The organism is Tenacibaculum litoreum, assembly GCF_964513915.1.
Taxonomy (GTDB): domain Bacteria; phylum Bacteroidota; class Bacteroidia; order Flavobacteriales; family Flavobacteriaceae; genus Polaribacter; species Polaribacter litoreum.
Genome location: NZ_CAZEQS010000002.1, coordinates 575,131 through 595,115 on the forward strand (window position 1 = coordinate 575,131; position 19,985 = coordinate 595,115).

Here is a 19,985-nt window from a genome sequence, read left to right on the forward strand (position 1 = left end):
ATATTGAAAACTTAAAGTAAAGAAGGAGCCATGAGCTCCTTTTTTATTGGGATTAGGTATTGTGTTTTTAATAAAATGTTAATTTTTTGCTAGTTAAATTAATTAAAGTGTTAAAATTGTATTAAAATTTTACTATATTCGAAAAGTTTTAATTTAAACCCCTTCGAAAATGAAAAAAACACTTTTAAGCCTAACGGTTGTTTTAACTATGATCTCATGTTCTAATAATGATGAAACATTAGATATAAAACAAGATCAAGATTTACTTACCAAAAAAGAAATCAATTCAAAAATCAAGGAATCTTTACAAAAGACAGGAGATTTTAAATGGATGTCACAAGACGCTCATACAATATGGAGTGCAGTGAATCATGGAGAAAATATCTTGACTATAGGCTACGGTACTTCAAAAAATAACTATGCAAAGAGTGAAGAAAGCGCTAATATTAAAAATGAGTTACTAGCCTTAGTAAGAAGCTTTGAACCTACTTCAGCAAAAGGAGAAACGGAACTATATGTAAACGAAAATATTAATGTATTAGACATTAAAGTTACCAACAAGGAAACAATAAATATCTTATTAAAAGACAGTAGAGTTCGTTATATAGAACCAGGAGGATATAGTTTTTTAGAGTCAACTGCTCAAGCTAAATCAGATTCATCAGGTTCTTCAGGATGTGGCTATGGTACTGTAACTTTAAATACGAGTGATTATCGTACAGTATCACCAGGTGCTAGATTACCATGGTCTTTCGATGCACACAATATTTCACAAGCTTGGAATTATAGTACAGGTTCAGGTGTAACTGTAGCGGTGGTTGATTCTGGTTTATCACCAGAGCAAAAATGGATGAATCAATATTTTAACGATGGATATTCATCAGGAAGAATAGTTCAGAAATATGGAACCTTTGTAGATTCTTGGTGGGCATGGTCTAATAATTATGACGGAGTAAATGACAAGTGTGGTCATGGAACAAAAATGGCAGCAGTAGCTACAGCTCCAAGAAATAATGATAATTTACCTGTAGGTGTTGCTTATAATGCAAACTTAGTAACGTATAGAGCTGTTGAAAATGTAGTAATTGATGATTACCATGAAAAAAGAGGTGTTGTTGAAGCGTTAACAGCATTGGCAAATAGAAGTGATGTAAAAGTTATTTCTATGTCATTAGGTTCTCCGTTCAGTATTGGTAACGTATCGGATGCAGTAAAGTACGCACATAGCAAAGGAAAGATGATTTTAGCAGCAGGAGGAACGTCTACTTCGTTTACTACTTGGTATGGAGTAATTTTTCCAGCAAGTATGTCTGAAACTGTTGCGGTAACAGGTGTTAAAGAAGGACAGTATAGTAAGTGTGATGTATGTCATACCGGATCACAAATTGATTTTACAGTACAAATGCAACGAACTAACGGAACGGATAATAAAATTCCTGTATTGAGTTATTATGATGGACAAGCAAATTATGTAGGAGGTTCATCCGTAGCAACTGCTACCACAGCAGGTATTGCTGCATTGGTATGGGCAAAGCATCCAAGTTGGTCAAGAGAACAAGTTTTACAAAAAATGAAAGAATCCGCAGATTTTTATCCGAACAAACATTCAGAGTTTGGATATGGAAATATTGATGCTCTAAAAGCAGTTCAATAAAAATCAATTAACTAACCTTAGAAAAAAGTCTCGTGTAAACGAGGCTTTTTGTATTTTTATGAGGTATAGTTTTTGATTTAGTACACTGTAAAGAATTTATATATGAAGTATTACAAATATTTTTTTCTGTTAGTTATTATTGGTTGTGCCTCTTCTAAAGTAGTATATGACTACGATAGTCAAACAGATTTCAGTCAGTATAAGACCTTCAATTTTTTTGAAGATGCTGGTAAAGGTTTAAATGAGTTAGATGTAAAAAGAGTCACTTATGAAATAACGACAGCTTTGGAAGCCAAAGGGATGCAGTTAACTGAAAACCCAGATATGTATATTAATATTTTAGCTGAGGAAAGAGAGTCTGTTAATAGAAATACGATAGGTGTTGGCTTAGGAAGTGGAGGAGGAAACGTTGGTTTTGGAATATCAGGAGGTATCCCTATTGAAAGTAGAAAAATTAACCAGCAATTAACCATTGATTTTGTTAAAAGTAAAGACAATCAGTTAATATGGCAAGGAATTGCTACTAGTGAAGTAAGAGAAAAAGCAACACCAGAACAAAAGAAATTACATTTTCAAAAAGTAGTTGGAAAAGTAATCAATAATTATCCGCCGAAATAACCTCCTTTTTTGTTTTAAAATACTGATAACCGTACAATTGACGCACTAAAAGTAAGTCAGTGACTTACTAAAAGTAGGTCACTGACTTACCTGTTTCTAAATTTTTATGCTTTACTTTGAATTCAAGTAGCAGATTATTAGGTTTTTATGATGAAATGTTAAAGAAAACTCAGGGTTATCCCTGAGAAGAACTTAAAACGACTAGGGAAAACCCTTATTGTGCAAAAAACCATGAACAACTACTTTTAAATAAAAATTGTAATTAATTTAAATTTGTACACCATGAAAAAAAGAAAAAGACTAAACCTTTTAAAATTAGGTGTTTTCCTATTCGGGTTTTCGTTATTGTTATGGAGTTGTGAAAAAGAATCTTTGTTAGAAACACAAAACAGCTTTATAAATAAAGTCAAAAGCAAGGTAAATACTGATTTAATAGATTTACCTTATACGAAAGATAACTTAACAGTAGATTGGAATAACTACAACATTATTAAAAGTAACGATGTAGAGTTTTATGAGTTTAAAACAGCACAAATTACTTCTTTAAAAAGTGCTTCTGAAAATTTTGGTAGCCCAAGTTTTTTATGTAGTAGCCTACAAAGAAAATAATACAGTTGTAATAAAGTATATAGAGGTTAGGGCATACGATTATAGTTTAACAAAGTTTCCCGAAGATTTTATTAATCTAGGAGCTTTTTCTGGTTCGTTTAGGTATTTTAATGAAAAGGGAAAGTTAGAAAACTCAGAAGCTTTTATAGAAGGATATTTAATCAAAGCAAGCCAAGAGAACTACCTACCTGTAAAAAGAAATACCTTACAAAAAGCCAAAGAGGAAGGGAGTTTCCAAGCAAGAGTTCAACCCTGTACAGAAGTTCCTTCAATCTTGTATATTCATGAAACGACACACCATTATAAAGACTATTACAAAGCATCTTATAGGGTGGATTCAAGCGGTAACATTATAGAGGGGAGTATGACGGTAGCAGATGTACCTTATAAATCAATATATTTAGGTTCAACAACACAAACATACACCTATACAAGTTTTTCTTGTGATACTCCCGATACAGGAGACTCTATTTACAAATCAGAATATATGAGAGAGCAAATACTTATGGATTGTGGACCGGGGTATGATAATGTAACATACAATGGTTATTGTGTTGATACAGAAGAACAAATAATAAATAAGTTAGATGGTAAAGCTAATTGTATTTTTAATAAATTAAAAAACCTTAATTTATTTAAAGCTACCATTAAAAAATTTGAAAATAGTGAAACTTACAACCTTACTTTACAAAGTGGTAATAATTGTCAAAATACATCAGTAGAAGCATGTACAGATGCAGAAGATTTAGAGAACGGTAACATAACTATAAACTTTCAAAGCTTAGGAAATAATAATTTAGGTTTAGCAGCTTCAATACTTCATGAAGGAATACATGCTGAAATTTACAAATATGTAGACGAACATAAAAAAGGAATTGATCCTAATAATAGACCTAATGTATTATATTACTATAATTATTTTAAAGCTCAAAATGCATTAGATCAGGGTACTACTTATGCTCAGCATGAGCATATGCAAGATAAATATGTTATCCCCATAGCCCAAGCAATAAGAAAACTTGATAATTATAAATATCCTCTTGAGGAGTACTTAGGTTTTGGTTGGGATGGTTTAAAAGTGTATAAATATGATACATACCTTGATGCAAATGGAAAAGAACAAACTATGACACCAGAAATGTTAGATAAAATTACAAAGAAATCGTATAATATTGCAGCCTCATCTAATTTTGGATTAGATTGTAAATAAAAACTATTAGATAAATGAAAAAACTATTAATAATTTTACCATTGTTACTCTTTCTTAATTGTAAGGAAACACAGAAAGAGGCTAAATATGAAGTTGTACAAACACTTTATAATTACATCACTAAATATCACACCCATATCTTAGCCTTTCCTGTATCTCCTCCAGACCCTAAAATTGAGTCTGATTCTTTACAGAAAATATTGGAAAGGGATAAGGAAATTATAAAAGATACAACCAAAATTGTTAACTCTTATTTAGAGAAAGAAGGAAGGTCTGTTGTATGTATTGATAAAAAGCAAAGTCCTAGTATAGGTTTAAGTAAAAGAAAAATACCATATATAACAAAGAACTTTGACAGCTTATATAATGATTTTATCAAAATAAAAGGAACACAAGCTTTAGATTTAACAAAAATAAAAGATAATAGGTATTCTGTAATTATACCTTATGATGATTATTATCCCGAAATGTCTAATAAAGGGTTTGATAAATGTGATATGGTTTTAACTTTTTCACGAATAGCTTTTAATAAAGAAGAAAATAAAGCTATAGTAATTATGGCTACAAATTTTGGTAGATTAAATGGTTTTTCAGCATTGTACTTCTTAGAAAAAGAGAAGGGGGAATGGAAAATAAAATGTAGAGAAGGTTTATCTATTTCTTAAAGAATGAAAAGGCTATTAATGATTTTAACAATTTTTCTTCTTTTGTTTTCATCTTGTAAAAAAATGAAAACAAGAAATTACGAAGAAGAAAACACCTATCAAATTATTGGGCTATTATTAAGTGACCTAAGAGGATCAACGGTATTACCTCCAGGGTTTCCACCACCACCAGGTGAAGATATTTATGAGTTTACAACAAGAGACAGTCTTAGAAGGTATAAATATTTTTATAAACAAACTGTAAGGAAAAAAATAATAGCTTTTTTGCCTCAAATTTACGCTTCAGAAAAGAAAAATGAGTTACAAACAATAAATAAATGTACAAATGATAAGGCTCTAATAAATTTATTTTTAGAATCAGAAAAAAATATTAAGATAGATATAAACAAAGTAGGAAATTCAAAGAAAGACTCTTTAATTTATTATACAGAAAAACATAAAAAAATGTTAGGAAGAGGTTTTAATGAAATAGATATGCTGTTAAGTTTTTCTAACATAACCTTTAATAAAGATTATACTAGGGCATTGTTAGTTGTTGGAGTAACTTTTGAAAGATTAAATGGTTTCTCTACACTTATTTATCTAGAAAAAGAAAATTATCATTGGGAAATAAAATGCGAAGAAGGTTTATCTATCTCTTAAAAGGGAACTTTTGTATACAAATAAAAAAGCCTCTTGGTTTTACCAAAAGGCTTTTCAAATTACACAACAAAGACACTATGTATACTAATCTAAATGTAGACTTTTAGAAATTTTTTGCCAATCAATAATCTTAAAATTTTGATGTAAACTGTCCTTACCTTGGGTATTAGCACCATCTTGCGCAATAAAGAATCCTTTAGGGTATTTTGTACCAAAATTAACAGAAGTTACATCAATTCCATCCGTATCATAGGTACCATCAATAGCACCATCTTTTAATGAAAAACTTCCTAAGTATTGATTGCTAATTCTATCAAAAACAGCATAACTGTTATTTCCTTGTGAGGATAAAATAATATATCCTTTTCCATTTCCAGCATCGTATAAGGTAACGCCTTCAAAATCATCTTTCATATTCAAATCGTTGGTGCTGATAACCTTTATACGGTTGTTTTCAGCATTAGGTTCTGCATCGTACTTCCACAAAGCTTTGTTCTCTTCTCCAATATATACTTTGGCATGTACATCATCGGCAACAATACCTTCTCCTTGACTTCCTAATGAAAATTCACGAACTAACTTGGCATCAATTTGAGTGTTGTTTTCAAACAGTTCCCATTGTTCAACACCGCCTTTTTTACCAACCATAAAAACATAAAATTTGTTAGTTTTAGGGCTTTTATACATTCCTAAACCGTATACTTCTTTTAAGTTAGAAGTTATTTTTCTAGCAGCAGCATCTTCTAATTCACCTGTTGGTTTTACAATTAATATAGAAATAGTATTGTGTGTTCTATTACTAGTAGTAACAACGGAAACTTCTTTTCCGTTTAATAAGAATCCATCACGAATATCAACATTGTTTACACGTCCTATTTTATAAGAATACAAACGTTTTCCTTCTAAATTATAAACTTCTAAACCTTCTTTTTTGTTTGTACCAATTATGGTTGATTTTGTTAGATCAACAGGGTTTATCCATACACACGGATCATCAGCAGCGTCGTCAAAAGAAGTAACAGGATCTGTTTCAGCATCAGCAACTAAAGCTACTACTGGTTTAGCTTGCGGGTTTTGATGTATTATTTTTTCAACTTTACAAGCGCTTAAAATAAGGCAAGTAAGTATTATTCTGTATACTTTATTCATTCTTAAAAATTGTATTTTAAACCAGCATTCCAGTTATAGTTATAAAACTCAGCTTGCATTGTTTGATGCTTTGCTCCTTGGTAAAAGCGTAATTCTTGATTGGTTAAGTTTTTTGCTTCAGCAAAGATTTGTAAGTTTTTAGTAATACGGTAAGAAGCATTTAGGTCTACAAACAATTGTTCGTCATAAAATACATCCGTAAAAGCATCGTCTCCGTATTCAAAAATGTAATCATCAGCAAAGTTTAAAGAGGCTCTAATTGATAGTTTAGAACTTTCATAGGCCAACGATCCGTTAAACATGTTTTTAACAGCACCAGCCAAAGGCAAGCCATCTTCTCTATCAGTAATTCCATCTGTTTTAGAATCTGTATAGGTATAGTTACCATACACTGTTAAGTTTCTTAAGAAACCTGGTAAGAAGTTTAATTTGCGTTGTAAAGCCACTTCAAAACCATAAATTTCGGCAGTACCTCCGTTAAAAGGTCGTGTAACATCATAGGTTTCTGTTACACCTCCAATGGTAATTGGTTCTTCAGTAACTGAATTGTAAATAAATTGATCTAAATCTTTGTAAAATGCTCCGGCAGATATAATACCTACATTACTAAAATAGTGTTCAAACATTAAGTCAAAGTTCATCGCTTCAGTAGGATCTAAATTAGGGTTCCCATACTCAGCTTCAATATCATCACTATTAATATTTCTGTAAGGTACTAAATCGTAATAGTTTGGTCTTGCAATAGTATTTGTCCAAGCAGCTCTAACAATGGTGTTTTTGTTAATATTGTATTTAGCTTGTAAATTAGGTAACCAGTTGGTATAGTTTCGAGTTCCTGATGTTTTAGTTACATCACTTAAATCATCAGCAGTTTCAACATCAATAGCAAAACCGTTATAATCTATTGTTGTTTTTTCAACTCTTACCCCAGCAATAAAAGAAAAGTTGTTACCTAAACTTTGTTGTAACATTCCGTATGCTGCATAAATGTTTTCATTAGCATCGTAGTTTTCAGGAACAAACTCATCAAGCACTAGTTCACCACCTGTTAGGTTTAAACTTCCTAAGAATTCTTTTGAAACGAAAAGACCTGATTTGTAATCGTCACCTGCTAAATAACCATTAATAGTATAGTCATTAGTAGTGGTAGTATTCATAGTTGGAAATTGATCTTCTAAATCATACTCATAAAAGCTATTGTCTCTTACTTTTTCTTTGTACTTGTATTTAAAACCAAATTTTAAAGAGTTTTTGTAAGCTCCTGTAGCATTGATAGGAGCCAAAACATCAAAATTAGAATTGATTTTACGTTCTTGTGTAAATCCTTGTTGTTGGGTTACTTCTTTGTATTCAAAAGTTGAAGGATCGTTAAAGTCATTGTTTGTTGGTCGTAATACAGGGAAGTTTGTTCGCGATAAGTCTTGCATAACTTCAATATCATCGTTTTCAAAACTGATATAACGTTCGTCTGGACGTTCTTCTTTAGCTTTGGCAGTTCCTGTTTTCCAGTTTAGTTTAATGTTTCCGAAAATAATATGTTCACCACCTACAGATATGTTGTAAGTACTCTGACGCTCTAAACGTGTGTTGTCATTCGTATCATTGTTGATACCACCTTTAGTTTGGCGACGTACTTCAGCTTTTGATAATCCTGTAGCGTCTGGTTCATCTATTTTTCTAAAACGAATTCTATAACGGTTTTCATAATCATTTCTTTGGTTGTACATTGATTTAAAGAAAAGCGTATTGTTGTTGTCAGGTGTCCAGTCTAAGTTGGCAGCAACACTCATTCTATTTCTTTTTACATCGTAACGTCTAATATCGTGTTCTCCAATGTAAGTTTTATCGTTTTCTTTTTCCCATTCAAACTCAACATTATCCGAACCATAATCGTTAGAATTATATGAAGCATTGATTACATAGCCTAGTTTGTCTTTAAAAGCTCTGTTAGCAACTAATGCAGAAACGTTATAGTTAGGCGTATTTCTTACAGGATTTTGTCCGTAAGAACCAGCAACGAAAGCTCTAAAAGTAGTAGGAGCAGAGCGTGTAACTAAATTAACGGAACCACCAATAGCGTCTCCTTCCATATCAGGTGTAACAGCTTTGTTAACCTCAATGGTTTGAATCATATCAGAAGGAATTAAGTCCATTTGAACTCTACGATTATCTCCTTCGGCAGACGGAATTCTATCACCGTTTAAGGTTACCGAGTTTAATTGAGGGGCCAATCCACGGATAACAATATCTCTAGCTTCACCTTGGTCGTTTTGCATAGAAATACCAGGAACACGTTTTAAGGCATCACCAATATTGGCATCAGGAAACTTTCCTACTTGATCGGCAGAAATAATGTTGGTTATATTCTCTTTGTTTTTTTGTTGATTTAAGGCTTTAGCTTGCCCTTTACCTATGCTTCCTTTAATAACAACTTCATCCAACCTATCTATTTTAGGTGTTAGAGAAAAGTTTTTAGATTGAATGTTGTTTGTAAGTATAATGGTTTCTGTTAAGGTCTGATAACCTAAGAATGATATTTGAACTTCATAATTTCCTACAGGAATATTTAAAAGTTCGTAGTTTCCATTAAAGTCGGTAGAAAATCCAACTTGTAAAGAAGGAATGCTAATCGTAGCTCCAGGTAAAGGTTGATTGGTTTCGTCTAAAACTCTCCCTTTTAAACCAGATTTGCTTTGTGAGTATCCTAAAATACTTACAAAGCAAATAGTAATTAAAATTAATTTTTTCATTTTGAAATCTTTAGTGAATTATCCACGGCGAAATTATTTATGATAACTAGCAACCAGATTTCAAATTTGTTAGTAAAAAATTATTAAAACTTATACATAAGGTTGATTGTATGTTAATTAGTTGAGGTTTTTATAATGTTTAAGTGTTCTTTATTTAATGTAAAAATTACCTTTTAAAAACACTTGATATTTAACTTTAGAAGTTTTCAAACAAAAAAGCCTCCAAAATAATTTTGGAGGCTTTTTTTATATGTAGTCTAACGTTTTTAGAATTGGTAACGGATACCTAAACCGAAGTCAGAGTTAAAATCTTTATAATAATCACCAAACCCTATGTCAGGTCTGTAATCTAAAGAAATCATTAATGGAATATCAAAATTATATTCGATTCCAATTACACCAGAAACAAAAACGTATGTTTCAGATACATCAATATTCTTCGCGCTCCAGTGTCCTAAACCACCACCAGCACCAGCGAACCAGTTAAAACGGTTCTCTAACTGCCATACCCATTGGTATAAAGCTGTGGCTTTGAATCCATCATAACCACTACCATTTCTTAAACCTAAGTCAAGTTCTAAACGATTGTTATCGCTTAATCTACGTTGGTAAGAGATTTCAGCTCCAAAACCATCGTTATCTCCCAAACGAATACCAATAGCATTATCAGAAATTTCTTGGGCATTTGCTGTAAAAAACGAAAGGGTTAAAAAACCAATGAATAAAAATAATTTTTTCATAATTTTTAATTTAATGTTATGTGTTGCTAAGATAGTTATTTTATTTAATTAGTAATCTTTTTCCTTTTGAATGACTAGTGAATTCAGGGGCATACATACTTTGGATTGTGGTAATTCCATTGCTAAAGTTTCCTGAATTATTTACACGTACGTCATACTCAAATACATAGATTCCTTTAGGTAAACGATCAAAAAAGAAATTTGTTGCAGCGTCTTTTGTACTTTCATAATACCCTAAACCATCCTGCCATTTGTATTGTGATAATACATTAATAGGCTCAACTCCACTTGCTCTCATATCTTTCATGTGTACAAATTCCATATCTCTATCAGAACGAAGTTCAATCCTAACAGTAATTAAATCTCCTACATTTAATTGTGTGTTTTCTGTAACTTCTTGAAGTTGTTTCCCCGTATTAGTATTTACTTTTTTAAATAGTTTTTTCTTTAATTGTAAAGGTGTTTTAGCAGAGGTAATTTTATCTAAATCTTCAAAATATTGCCAATACAATCCACCCCAAGCAATACCTTTTCCTTTTTTACTAATACTAACAGTACTCATATTAGGAGTAATTTCAGAACCATTCCATGAGGTTTTAAAATAACCAGTACCAGCCTCAACTTTGGTGTTTTCTAATTTTGTTGGATTAATAGTCTGGTTTCCTATTTCAATATCTACCATATCAGTTACTGAAATCCAATCACTACCTTGTAATAATAATGCATATACAGCTTCAGTAGTTGCTTTGGTAGTTTTCCAACGGTTGGTTTGCTTATTTTTTAGTAGCCATATTTTTAGATTGTCAATAGTCTTGGTATCATTTTCAATTTCTGAAAAGGCTTCAATTAATAACGATTGGGTTTCAATAGGGGCTTGGTGCCAATACCAACTCGGTTGATTTTCTTTCCAATACATTCCTAATTCATCAGAAGTAATACTGTTCTCTCTTAAAGATTTTAAAATTTTAGAAGAAATTTGTGTATTACCATTTCTAAACTGTAGCAAGGCAATTTGTCCTTTTCCATATAAACTAAACTCTTTCCAGTAAGTTGCTGTTTGACTTTTATAGTATTCAAAAGCGGTTTTTGTCGTATCGTTAATTTCAATATTAGTATAAAAAGAACGCATGTATAAATACTGAATAATGAAATAGTTTAGATGGTTTTTCTTTAAGTACTCAGTATATTTTTTTTGACCTTTTTCAGCTTTAATACGTTCAGCGCTTTCTAATAATCTCTTGTACGTATGTTCAATTTCAGCATCTAAAAAGTGAATAGCATCCACAAGCATTTTCTGTAAAGAATCATCTTTATTATCAATACCTAATTTTTGTAAATGTCCAAAACCAGTAGCAATATGATTCGTGATATAAACATTAGGATTATCATTCCCTTTAAACCAAGGGAATCCTCCATTGTTTAATTGCATTTGCAATAGTTTATTAAAGGCGTTTTGTTGCTCGTTTTTCATTTTGTTTAAATCAAATAACAAAGCAATACGCTTCTTTTGTTCGGTTTCAGATTGAGCATCACGTAACCAAGGAGTCTCTTGGATAATCAATGATTTTAACTCTTGATTCTTTTCTAAGTTACTCAACAAAGCATCTGAAGATTTCCAAGTATTGAACACCTCTTGTATTCTTGGATTTGAATTTGCAATATGACTAGCGAGTATGTTAGCATAATAACGTGCAAAGGTTTGTTCACTACATTCGTATGGATATTCCATTAAATAAGGTAAAGCTTGCACAGCATACCATGCAGGGTTTGAGGTAACTTCTAACGTTAATTTATGGTGACTAAGCGTAGTCGAAGTCTGATTTTTAAGCTTATCTAATGTAAATGTTTTGGTTTGATTTGAACGAACCCACATAGGTAGCGTTTCTGTAACCAACATTCTGTTTGATAATACTGGTAACACATTTTGTTCACCATCTGAAAAATCTCCTGCCTTGGCAATTACTTTATATTGAATTGCTTGATAAGTATCAGGAATTGATAAGTTCCAAGATACATTCGTGTTTCCGTTAGAATCAACACTGAAAGACTGATTTTTAGAAGAATTACTTAATAAGTTGATTTCTTTTCCTGTAATAGCATCGGTTAATACAAGTTGAGCTGTACCGTGTAAGTTCTTATCAGAAATGTTTGCAATTTTAGAGCTGAATGTAATTTGATCCCCTTCTCTTAAGAATCTAGGAGCATTAAGCATTACCATTAATTCTTTTTGAGTAACAGTAGTTAATGTCTTGGTAGCTGACTGCAATTCTTTTGTGTGTGCTAACAGCTGCAATTTCCATCGTGTTAAAGCTTCTGGAGTTGTAAAACTAAAAGTAATATTTCCTTCTTTATCGGTTTGTAAATGAGGATAGAAAAAAGCAGTTTCTTGAAGGTTTTTACGAATTTGAACTCCATCTAAAGAAGTTTTCTCTTCTCCTGTTTCGTTTTTACCTAGAGCAGTAACAACCATTTCATCTAGTAAGTTTTCTTGAGTATTTAAAAGAGCTTCTTCTTCAACAATGATTTCTCTTTCTGGAGAAGGTTGTATTTTAGAACTCATGGCTAAGCCTCTTAAACGAATATCTCTATTCATTCCGAAGTAAAAACCAAACCAGTTTAATTGGTCGTATCGTTGAGTTTTAAATGAAGTAGGGTAGTTATTATTAAAAACTCTGAAACGTTCATTACCAAAACTTTGATAAGCATTAGCGTTACCACTATAAGAGTAATATGTAGAAGTTGAGATAGGTGAAAACTCCCAATTATGAGGCTTAAACTCATCTAAAGAAGCATCATACATACTCGCTAACACCTCTGCAGCTACTTTGTTGTTTTTATCGTTTTTAATGGTAAAACTCCACGTTTCTTGGGTTCCAGGTTGTAATTTATCTCTAAACGTATTGGTTTCTATAGTAATGCTATTTTGTTCATTTGGAACAGAGATAGGAATTATTCCACTTACGAAACTATTGTAATTCACAAAGTAATATTTGATAACAAACCCACCAACATCTTGTTTAGTAACAGGAACTTCAATTGTTTTGATTTTGTTATTTAAATGAATAAGCTCTGTGTTTACGATGGTATGATTCTTTTCTATTTGAATTATAACCGTAACATCTTTTGAAGCAGAACCAATTTGTAACTCAGCAATGTCATTTGGTTTGTAAGTCGTTTTATTTGTGTTATACGTGAACAACTGATTGTCGGTTACACTTTTTTCTTTGTTATCAATTATTGTAAAGAGAGCTTTGTCTGTAACATCTTGTCCAAATTTATCTTTAGAACTTAATACGGTTATGTATTTACCAGAAGCCCATTTTTTATAGTTATTAAGTATAATTTCTTTAGATTCTTCTGTATTGAAATTTTGTTCAAAAACCAGTTTCCTTTTTTTCCAATTTTGAGGGTTTTGCTCTTCCGAAGTATAAGCATCATGAGGGAATAAGCTTCTAAACTCACTTTCTGAAATATCTTGATAATCTGGAGTATCCCATGGTCTTTTACGTAGCGGATTTTTAGGTGCTTGTAATTTGTATATTTTAATGTTTCCTTTAGAAGGAACAAACTCACCGTTTAAGTTTTTACTTGATATTTCAATTTTTGTTTCGTTATCCGATTTATGTATTGTAGAAGGAATTTGTACTGTAGCAAGTAATGCATGATACCCAACTTTTACAATAGAGGTTGCTGAGCGAGTTTCTCCATTAACATCAGTTACATCTGCAGTAATTTCATACTCAAAAACAGGTAAGTTTTCTTTGTTTACACTTTCATCAGGTAAAGCTTTGAAAGTAATAGAAAAGTTGCCATGTGCATCAGTTATTAATTCACCGTGTGTAATTTCTTGTGCTTCTGAAGTAAACTGAGGTTTACGCCAGTACCACCAAATAGGATATTGTACTTTACGATGTACGCGATATACTACTTTAGCATCTGTGATAGTTGATCCTGCAAAAGCTTTAGCAAATCCGTTTACTGTAATGCTATCATGTAACTTATAGGTTTTTGTTACAGGTTTAAATTCTGTTTCAAACTTAGGACGCTTATATTCCTCAACTGAAATACGAGTAATGTAGTCTTCATGTTCAAAATCAAAATCTATAGTATCATAAAAGGTACTTTTTTGCTTTTTACTCTTATCAATAGAAAACCAATATTCACCAGTTAATCCTGTGTTTGGTAGTATAATTTCTCCTGAAGCTGATCCGTATTCGTTTAGCTTTATATCTAGTGTTTTTACTGCTTCTCCGTTAACATTATTTAATGTTATTTGTACAAATTCATTGGTGAAAGGTATTGATTTGTCTTCTGTTTCTTGAATAAAAATAGTTTTAAAGTATACAGTTTGCCCTGGTCGATAAATGCTTCTATCTGTAAAAATAAAGGGCTTTATAGAGGTATAACTATCATTTGCAGTTGGAGAGACTTGTTTTTGATATTTATTCAGGTAGTAGTTACCAAAAATAGCAGTATCGTTTTTGTATGTCACTGTAACATATACATTACCATAACTAGCATCACTTTTAAAAGAAGCAAATCCTTTTTTGTCGGTTGTTAGTTTTTTGTGAATCGATTTTCCATATCTGCGCTGTTTGTTTTGTAATAATAATTCAGCATTTTTAATTGGTTTTCCATTGTTTCTATCAACAACTTGGTACGTTTTTACACCATCATTATTGTTTTCTACTAAAACTAAATTGGTTGCTTGTAAATGAGCAGTAGCATATAAGTCTTCAGAGTTAAAAGTAGCATTTTGGTGAGCTACAATTAAATAATTTCCTTGAGTTAATTCGGGAACTATTACTTCAGTCGTGTGCAATAAATAATCTTTTTCATTTCGTAAGTTACTATTCCATGAAGTAGTTTTTGTAAGCTTTTTTATAAAGTTAAAGCGTTCTTCTTCTTTGTAAATTTTTTGAAGCTCTTCTAATTGTTTATGGTCAATTTTATAAGCAGAGAAGTATAGCTTATCAATATTATTGTAAGTAACTAGTAACCTAGAGTGAGATTGGATTGGTGCAAATTTTTCAGAAAGAATACTGAGTGATGTAGCTGTGATTTGTTGTTGTAAAGCTTCACATTTTTCAGTAGCTAAACTCTTAGGAAATTGTTTAATAACTTTTTCACAAATGGTAAGAGCTTCTCTGTTTTTAAAACGAAACTCTTTGTTTTTTTTAGTTTTATAAGATCCAGCTTGTTGATTATAAATTCTAGCTATTTCATAGTTATATAATCCAGAAACTTCATTGTTTTTGTAATTGTTAACTGATGTTTTCAGTGTTTGTAACAATAACTCTTGTTTGTTATTTAAAGTTATATGCTGCTTAACAAACTGTAATCGTTGAATATCAGCATCTACAAGCGCATTAAGATTCTTGTTTTTTAAATGAAAGTTAATTAATTTTTGATAGATTTTTAAGGTATTAAACTGTAATGATAAATCATCTTTTGTGTTAAGGCTTAATACAGAAAACTTGTTAGCTTCACTTAAGTATAAAGCGTCATCAATTTTAAATTGATAAGTAGGTTTTGTAATGTTGGTTTCTGTGGTTTTATAAAATTCTAAGGCATTGTGCGCTAAAAAATCAAATAGGGTAGGACGGTATTTTTTGGAGTCTTTTTCTGCTTGGATAATATCTTTAAAAGTATAAATATCTGTTTTTTGTAATTCAGATTCATTTTCTAAAGAGTTTTGATAGTGACAATGAATTTCTGCAAACAGCGTATTTAAGTCCCATGTTCTAAAGTCATTTTCATCTACTTTTTCTTGTGTTTGGGTACGATTGTAAAATTTCCATCTGTTTTGATTAAAATATTGCCAGTATAAGTTAGCTAATACATTTTCTAACACATTTTTTGTCGGAAAATCACTTTGATTAATTTGTTGTTTAAACTCATCAATAATTTTTAATTGTGCGTTTTCTTCTAAAGTTAGAGCGTATTTACTTTTATAAAATAATGATTTTATAATTTGAGGAGCATTGTTGCTTTTTTCAGCTTTATCATAAATAGTGTTTACTATTTTTAAAGCAGATTTAGGTAGGTTTTCAGCTTCAAACTTGTGAACTTTTTCCCACAGGTTGTTATAGTTTTCTTGGGCGTGTACTAAGGTTGAAAATAAAATCATTAGTAAAAGGGGGGTTATTCTTTTCATCTATCTAAATTTTATATTTTTTTGAATAGTTCAATAATCTTAATTTTTTGATACTAGTCGTGAGTATACATATATGAACAAAGCACTAAAAAATAGTGGTTTTTTACAAGTTGAAGTTTGTAAAGGTACTATTTGAGTGAGTGAACATAGCTAGTTAAAGAGTTTCGATTTAAAGATACTTAAAATTCTCGCTTGGTTTTGTATTTTTGATGCCTATATCACAGATAACAACACTATGAAAATTCACTTTATAGCTATTGGAGGTAGTGCAATGCATAACCTAGCAATCGCATTACAACAAAAAGGATACCAAATAACGGGTAGTGATGATACGATTCACGATCCTTCAAAAACTCGTTTAGCAAATAATGGTTTATTACCTAATGAGTTTGGTTGGTTTCCAGAAAAAATAACTACCGATTTAGATGCAGTAATTTTAGGAATGCATGCAAAAAAGGATAACCCTGAGTTATTAAAAGCACAGGAGCTTGGAGTGAAAATTTATTCATATCCAGAATTTTTACATGAGCAATCTAAAGATAAAACCCGTGTGGTTATAGGTGGTTCTCATGGGAAAACAACGATAACTTCTATGATTTTACATGTGTTAAATTATCATGATAGAGATGTAGATTACATGGTGGGGGCTCAGTTAGATGGTTTTGATACAATGGTGCATTTAACCGAAGAAAATGAGTTTATTGTTTTGGAAGGTGATGAATATTTGAGTTCTCCAATAGATATGCGTCCGAAGTTTCATTTGTACAAACCAAATATAGCATTGTTAAGTGGAATTGCTTGGGATCATATCAATGTATTCCCAACGTTTGAAAATTATGTAGAACAATTTTCAATTTTTACAGATTCTTTGACCAATGGTGGTATTATGGTGTATAATGAGGAAGATGCCGTTTTAAAAGAAGTTGTTGAAAGTTCAAATCATCCAATAAAAAAATACCCTTATAAAACTCCTAACTATTTCATTGATAATGGAATTACTTACTTGGAAACTGAAGAAGGAGATTTACCGTTGGAAATTTTTGGAGAACATAATTTACAAAACTTGGCGGGAGCGAAGTGGATATGTCAGCACATGGGAATTGATGAAGATGAGTTTTATGAGGCGATTGCTAGTTTTAAAGGCGCTAGTAAGCGTTTAGAAAAGATTGCTGAAAATTCTTCAACAGTTGTGTTTAAAGATTTCGCACATTCACCATCTAAAGTTGAAGCAACTACTGCTGCGGTTAAAGATCAATATTCAAATAGAACTTTGTTAGCATGTTTAGAGCTACATACTTATTCGAGCTTAAATGCTGAGTTTTTATCAGAATATAAAGGAGCTTTAGATAAAGCAGATAAAGCAGTAGTTTTTTATTCTCCACACGCTGTAAAAATTAAACAGTTGGAAGAAGTTTCAGAAGAACAAATAGCTAAAGCGTTTGAACGCAACGATTTAATTATTTATACAAGTCCAGAAAAGTTTAAAGAGTTTTTATTCAATGAAAACCTTGAAAACACAGCTTTGTTATTAATGAGTTCTGGTAACTACGGAGGTTTAGACTTTGATGAGGTTAAGAATTTGGTGTAAAGCCTAATTTCTTTTTTAACCAGTTAAAATCTGTTATTTTAGAAAAGACAAACTTAAAGTACGATTTGTTAAATAAAGCTTTGAATAAAATTTGAAGCCTTGTCAATGTTTTCAAGTAGTGTTTCAATAGCACTTTCTTTATTTTGTTATATCGATTTGGAGACAAATTCTGTAAACAATCGGATACATATTGTTGACTTTTTTTATCAGAAGTATATTGAAGGTTTTTAGGTTTTGACAGAAGCTTACTATATAAATCTAAACCAGTATTTAATTCTTTAGATAGTTTGTTGTCAGATATTTCGGTTTGTACTTTTAACTTATTACCCAGTAAAAAAACGTCATAGGCACCTCGGAGATTGATGCTTTTTAAAAAGTAATTATTATCATTTACTAGCTTAGAAAAAATGGTTAATTTGATTTGATTTTTAATAGAAAGAATAGTTATATTGTTTGTTTTTAATAAAGAATTTTTAATTGTTTCATAGTTAAAGAGGTTTGTTTTGTTTTTTCGTAACATTTCTCGATGAATTTCTAAAGCAGCTATTTTTTTAGGATGTGTAACCCTTGGAAAGTGTCTATCATCATCAAAAACTTCAGGCTTTTTATTAATATATCCTTGTTTTTTTAGGATTTTAAAAGTAGTTTCAAAATGTTTTTTCTCTACTAAAAAATCAATATCTCCCACCATACGTTCGGCAATATCTATGTATAATCCTTCTAGTAAATTACCAGTTCCTTTTAAAAAAACAGGAGTGATGTTATTTGAGAGTAAAAGCTGGTTGACTTCTTTAGCTTCAGCTATAATATGTTCATTTCGTTCTCTGTTTAGGTCAGTAATGTGTTGCATGTATTCTACTAAATCAGAAGGCAAATAGTGTAAAAAATCAGCACGTTTTAAATTGCAATATAATGCGGGGAAAACATAATGGGCTGTACTTACTTTAACTATAGTGTCCCAGTCAACTAATCCTGATTTAATTTTTTCTTCAACCAATTCATAATTATGCTTATCATGAGTGATTGTTAAACATTTTCCAATAAATAGCAGCGCTTCTTTATAATTCATCCGTAAATATTTTTTTTACAGTTTCAATCATTTTTTCATTATTAGAATAGGTTAATTGATAACAAGGTAATTTTTCAAACCAATCTAAAAAAAGTTCAGCATTTTGAGGTAATGGAGATAACCAAGAATCTGGAACTAATTGTTCAAAAGCTGTAATGCTTGAAATTTTATTAATGATTAAATCAATATCTTTTTGATATTTAATAAAAATTAAAGCTTTACAAGGAAGCTTTAGTGAGTAATCGTGATTGTTTGTGGGTAAGTAACGAACAATTTTATTTAATTTTTCAAAATGGTATTCAGCAGAAGTTTTTAATTCAGGATAAATTGGAAGTAGCGTTTCTAAACTATTCTTTTTAATAGATATGGCAGAAGGAAAACTATGTACATTTAAAGAATTATCAACAGGTACAAAATCATCGGCTAAACAAGTAAAGCCATTGGCTTGTAACAATGCCAATGAAGTACTCTTTCCATTTCCAGAGTCTCCTAAAAATAGAATAGAACTGTTGTTATTACTAACTGCAGAAGCGTGAAAAACACCTATCCATTCATTTTCATTTTTTTTGTGAATTTTTTGAACTAGTTCCATTGAAAATTTTCCTTGAAAGTAATGCACTTCTTTTAAGCTCCAGGTACCAACAAGGGTATCATCAACAGAAAAAGAAATAGATTTAGAGTCATTATATACCTCAAAATGATGATGTGTTTTGGCTATTTTGTCAATTTCTAAATGAGCAAATTTTGGGTGTATTAAAAAGGCTTCGGTATCAGAAGCGTAACTTACTTTAAAAAGCAAACTGTTTATATTGTAGTATTTTATAACCTCAAAAGTTTTAGGTTTGGTTACTGGTAGTAACTTTTGATTATTTTTCTCTTCTGAAGAAATAAGTAAAGTCTCAATATCAGCAACAAGGTCAATTGCTTGTTGAGAAGGAATGTTAACTTGCTTAGTTATTTGAGAAACAATTTCTTCTTTGTTAATTTTTTTATCTAAAAGAGACAGCGTTTCAGCAATCAAGGGGTCTACAACGAGATATTCGTTATTATCTTGAAACCAAATTACCTGTTTATTTTCGAGTTTTTTTGTGGTCATATACTTGTCAAAATACAAAAACCCCGAAAACTCTTCGG

General features: G+C 31.0%; 13 protein-coding genes. 7 read left to right on the forward strand and 6 right to left on the reverse strand.

The window, feature by feature from the left end; all coding sequences use genetic code 11:
- Positions 1–169: 169 nt before the first annotated feature.
- The 6 genes from ACKTTR_RS04025 to ACKTTR_RS04050 all read left to right on the forward strand — a co-directional run bounded on the left by ACKTTR_RS04025 (position 170) and on the right by ACKTTR_RS04050 (position 5,398).
- Positions 170–1,654 (forward strand): S8 family peptidase, encoded by a 1,485-nt coding sequence (locus ACKTTR_RS04025; protein ID WP_408026637.1) that lies wholly within the window; start codon positions 170–172, stop codon positions 1,652–1,654.
- Positions 1,655–1,756: 102 nt separating this feature from the next.
- Positions 1,757–2,272 (forward strand): DUF4136 domain-containing protein, encoded by a 516-nt coding sequence (locus tag ACKTTR_RS04030; RefSeq protein WP_408026638.1) that lies wholly within the window; start codon positions 1,757–1,759, stop codon positions 2,270–2,272.
- Positions 2,273–2,554: 282 nt separating this feature from the next.
- Positions 2,555–2,881 carry a hypothetical protein gene (locus ACKTTR_RS04035; protein WP_408026639.1) on the forward strand — a complete coding sequence of 109 codons (327 nt, stop codon included), beginning with the start codon at positions 2,555–2,557 and terminating at the stop codon, positions 2,879–2,881.
- Positions 2,823–4,091, forward strand: coding sequence for a hypothetical protein (locus ACKTTR_RS04040; protein WP_408026640.1), 1,269 nt, complete (start codon positions 2,823–2,825; stop codon positions 4,089–4,091). Before ACKTTR_RS04035 ends, ACKTTR_RS04040 begins: the two co-directional genes overlap by 59 nt.
- Positions 4,092–4,105: 14 nt before the next feature.
- Complete coding sequence (locus tag ACKTTR_RS04045; RefSeq protein ID WP_408026641.1) at positions 4,106–4,756, forward strand: hypothetical protein; 651 nt, start codon at positions 4,106–4,108, stop codon at positions 4,754–4,756.
- Positions 4,757–4,819: 63 nt separating this feature from the next.
- The gene (locus ACKTTR_RS04050; RefSeq protein WP_408026642.1) at positions 4,820–5,398 is read left to right on the forward strand and encodes a hypothetical protein; all 579 of its coding nucleotides are present in this window, start codon (positions 4,820–4,822) and stop codon (positions 5,396–5,398) included.
- 84 nt (positions 5,399–5,482) lie between these two features.
- On the opposite strand, the gene ACKTTR_RS04055 is transcribed toward ACKTTR_RS04050, so the two are convergent.
- The 4 genes from ACKTTR_RS04055 to ACKTTR_RS04070 all read right to left on the reverse strand — a co-directional run bounded on the left by ACKTTR_RS04055 (position 5,483) and on the right by ACKTTR_RS04070 (position 16,194).
- A complete protein-coding gene (locus tag ACKTTR_RS04055; RefSeq protein ID WP_408026643.1) occupies positions 5,483–6,547 on the reverse strand; it encodes a phytase in 1,065 nt (354 codons plus the stop codon).
- 2 nt (positions 6,548–6,549) lie between these two features.
- Positions 6,550–9,297 carry a TonB-dependent receptor gene (locus tag ACKTTR_RS04060; RefSeq protein ID WP_408026644.1) on the reverse strand — a complete coding sequence of 916 codons (2,748 nt, stop codon included), beginning with the start codon at positions 9,295–9,297 and terminating at the stop codon, positions 6,550–6,552.
- Positions 9,298–9,563: 266 nt separating this feature from the next.
- Entirely contained in the window at positions 9,564–10,037 is a 474-nt protein-coding gene (locus tag ACKTTR_RS04065) for a hypothetical protein (RefSeq protein WP_408026645.1), read from the reverse strand.
- Between the two features lie 40 nt (positions 10,038–10,077).
- Positions 10,078–16,194, reverse strand: a complete 6,117-nt coding sequence (locus ACKTTR_RS04070; RefSeq protein WP_408026646.1) for an alpha-2-macroglobulin family protein — start codon at positions 16,192–16,194, stop codon at positions 10,078–10,080.
- Positions 16,195–16,429: 235 nt separating this feature from the next.
- On the opposite strand from ACKTTR_RS04070, the gene ACKTTR_RS04075 reads away from it, so the two are divergent.
- Positions 16,430–17,782 (forward strand): UDP-N-acetylmuramate--L-alanine ligase, encoded by a 1,353-nt coding sequence (locus ACKTTR_RS04075; protein WP_408026647.1) that lies wholly within the window; start codon positions 16,430–16,432, stop codon positions 17,780–17,782.
- On the opposite strand, the gene ACKTTR_RS04080 is transcribed toward ACKTTR_RS04075, so the two are convergent.
- Positions 17,766–18,851, reverse strand: coding sequence for a nucleotidyltransferase family protein (locus ACKTTR_RS04080; RefSeq protein WP_408026648.1), 1,086 nt, complete (start codon positions 18,849–18,851; stop codon positions 17,766–17,768). The genes ACKTTR_RS04075 and ACKTTR_RS04080 overlap by 17 nt on opposite strands.
- Complete coding sequence (locus ACKTTR_RS04085) at positions 18,841–19,947, reverse strand: phosphoenolpyruvate carboxykinase (ATP) (protein ID WP_408026649.1); 1,107 nt, start codon at positions 19,945–19,947, stop codon at positions 18,841–18,843. The genes ACKTTR_RS04080 and ACKTTR_RS04085 overlap by 11 nt, the downstream gene beginning before the upstream one ends.
- Between the last annotated feature and the right edge of the window lie 38 nt (positions 19,948–19,985).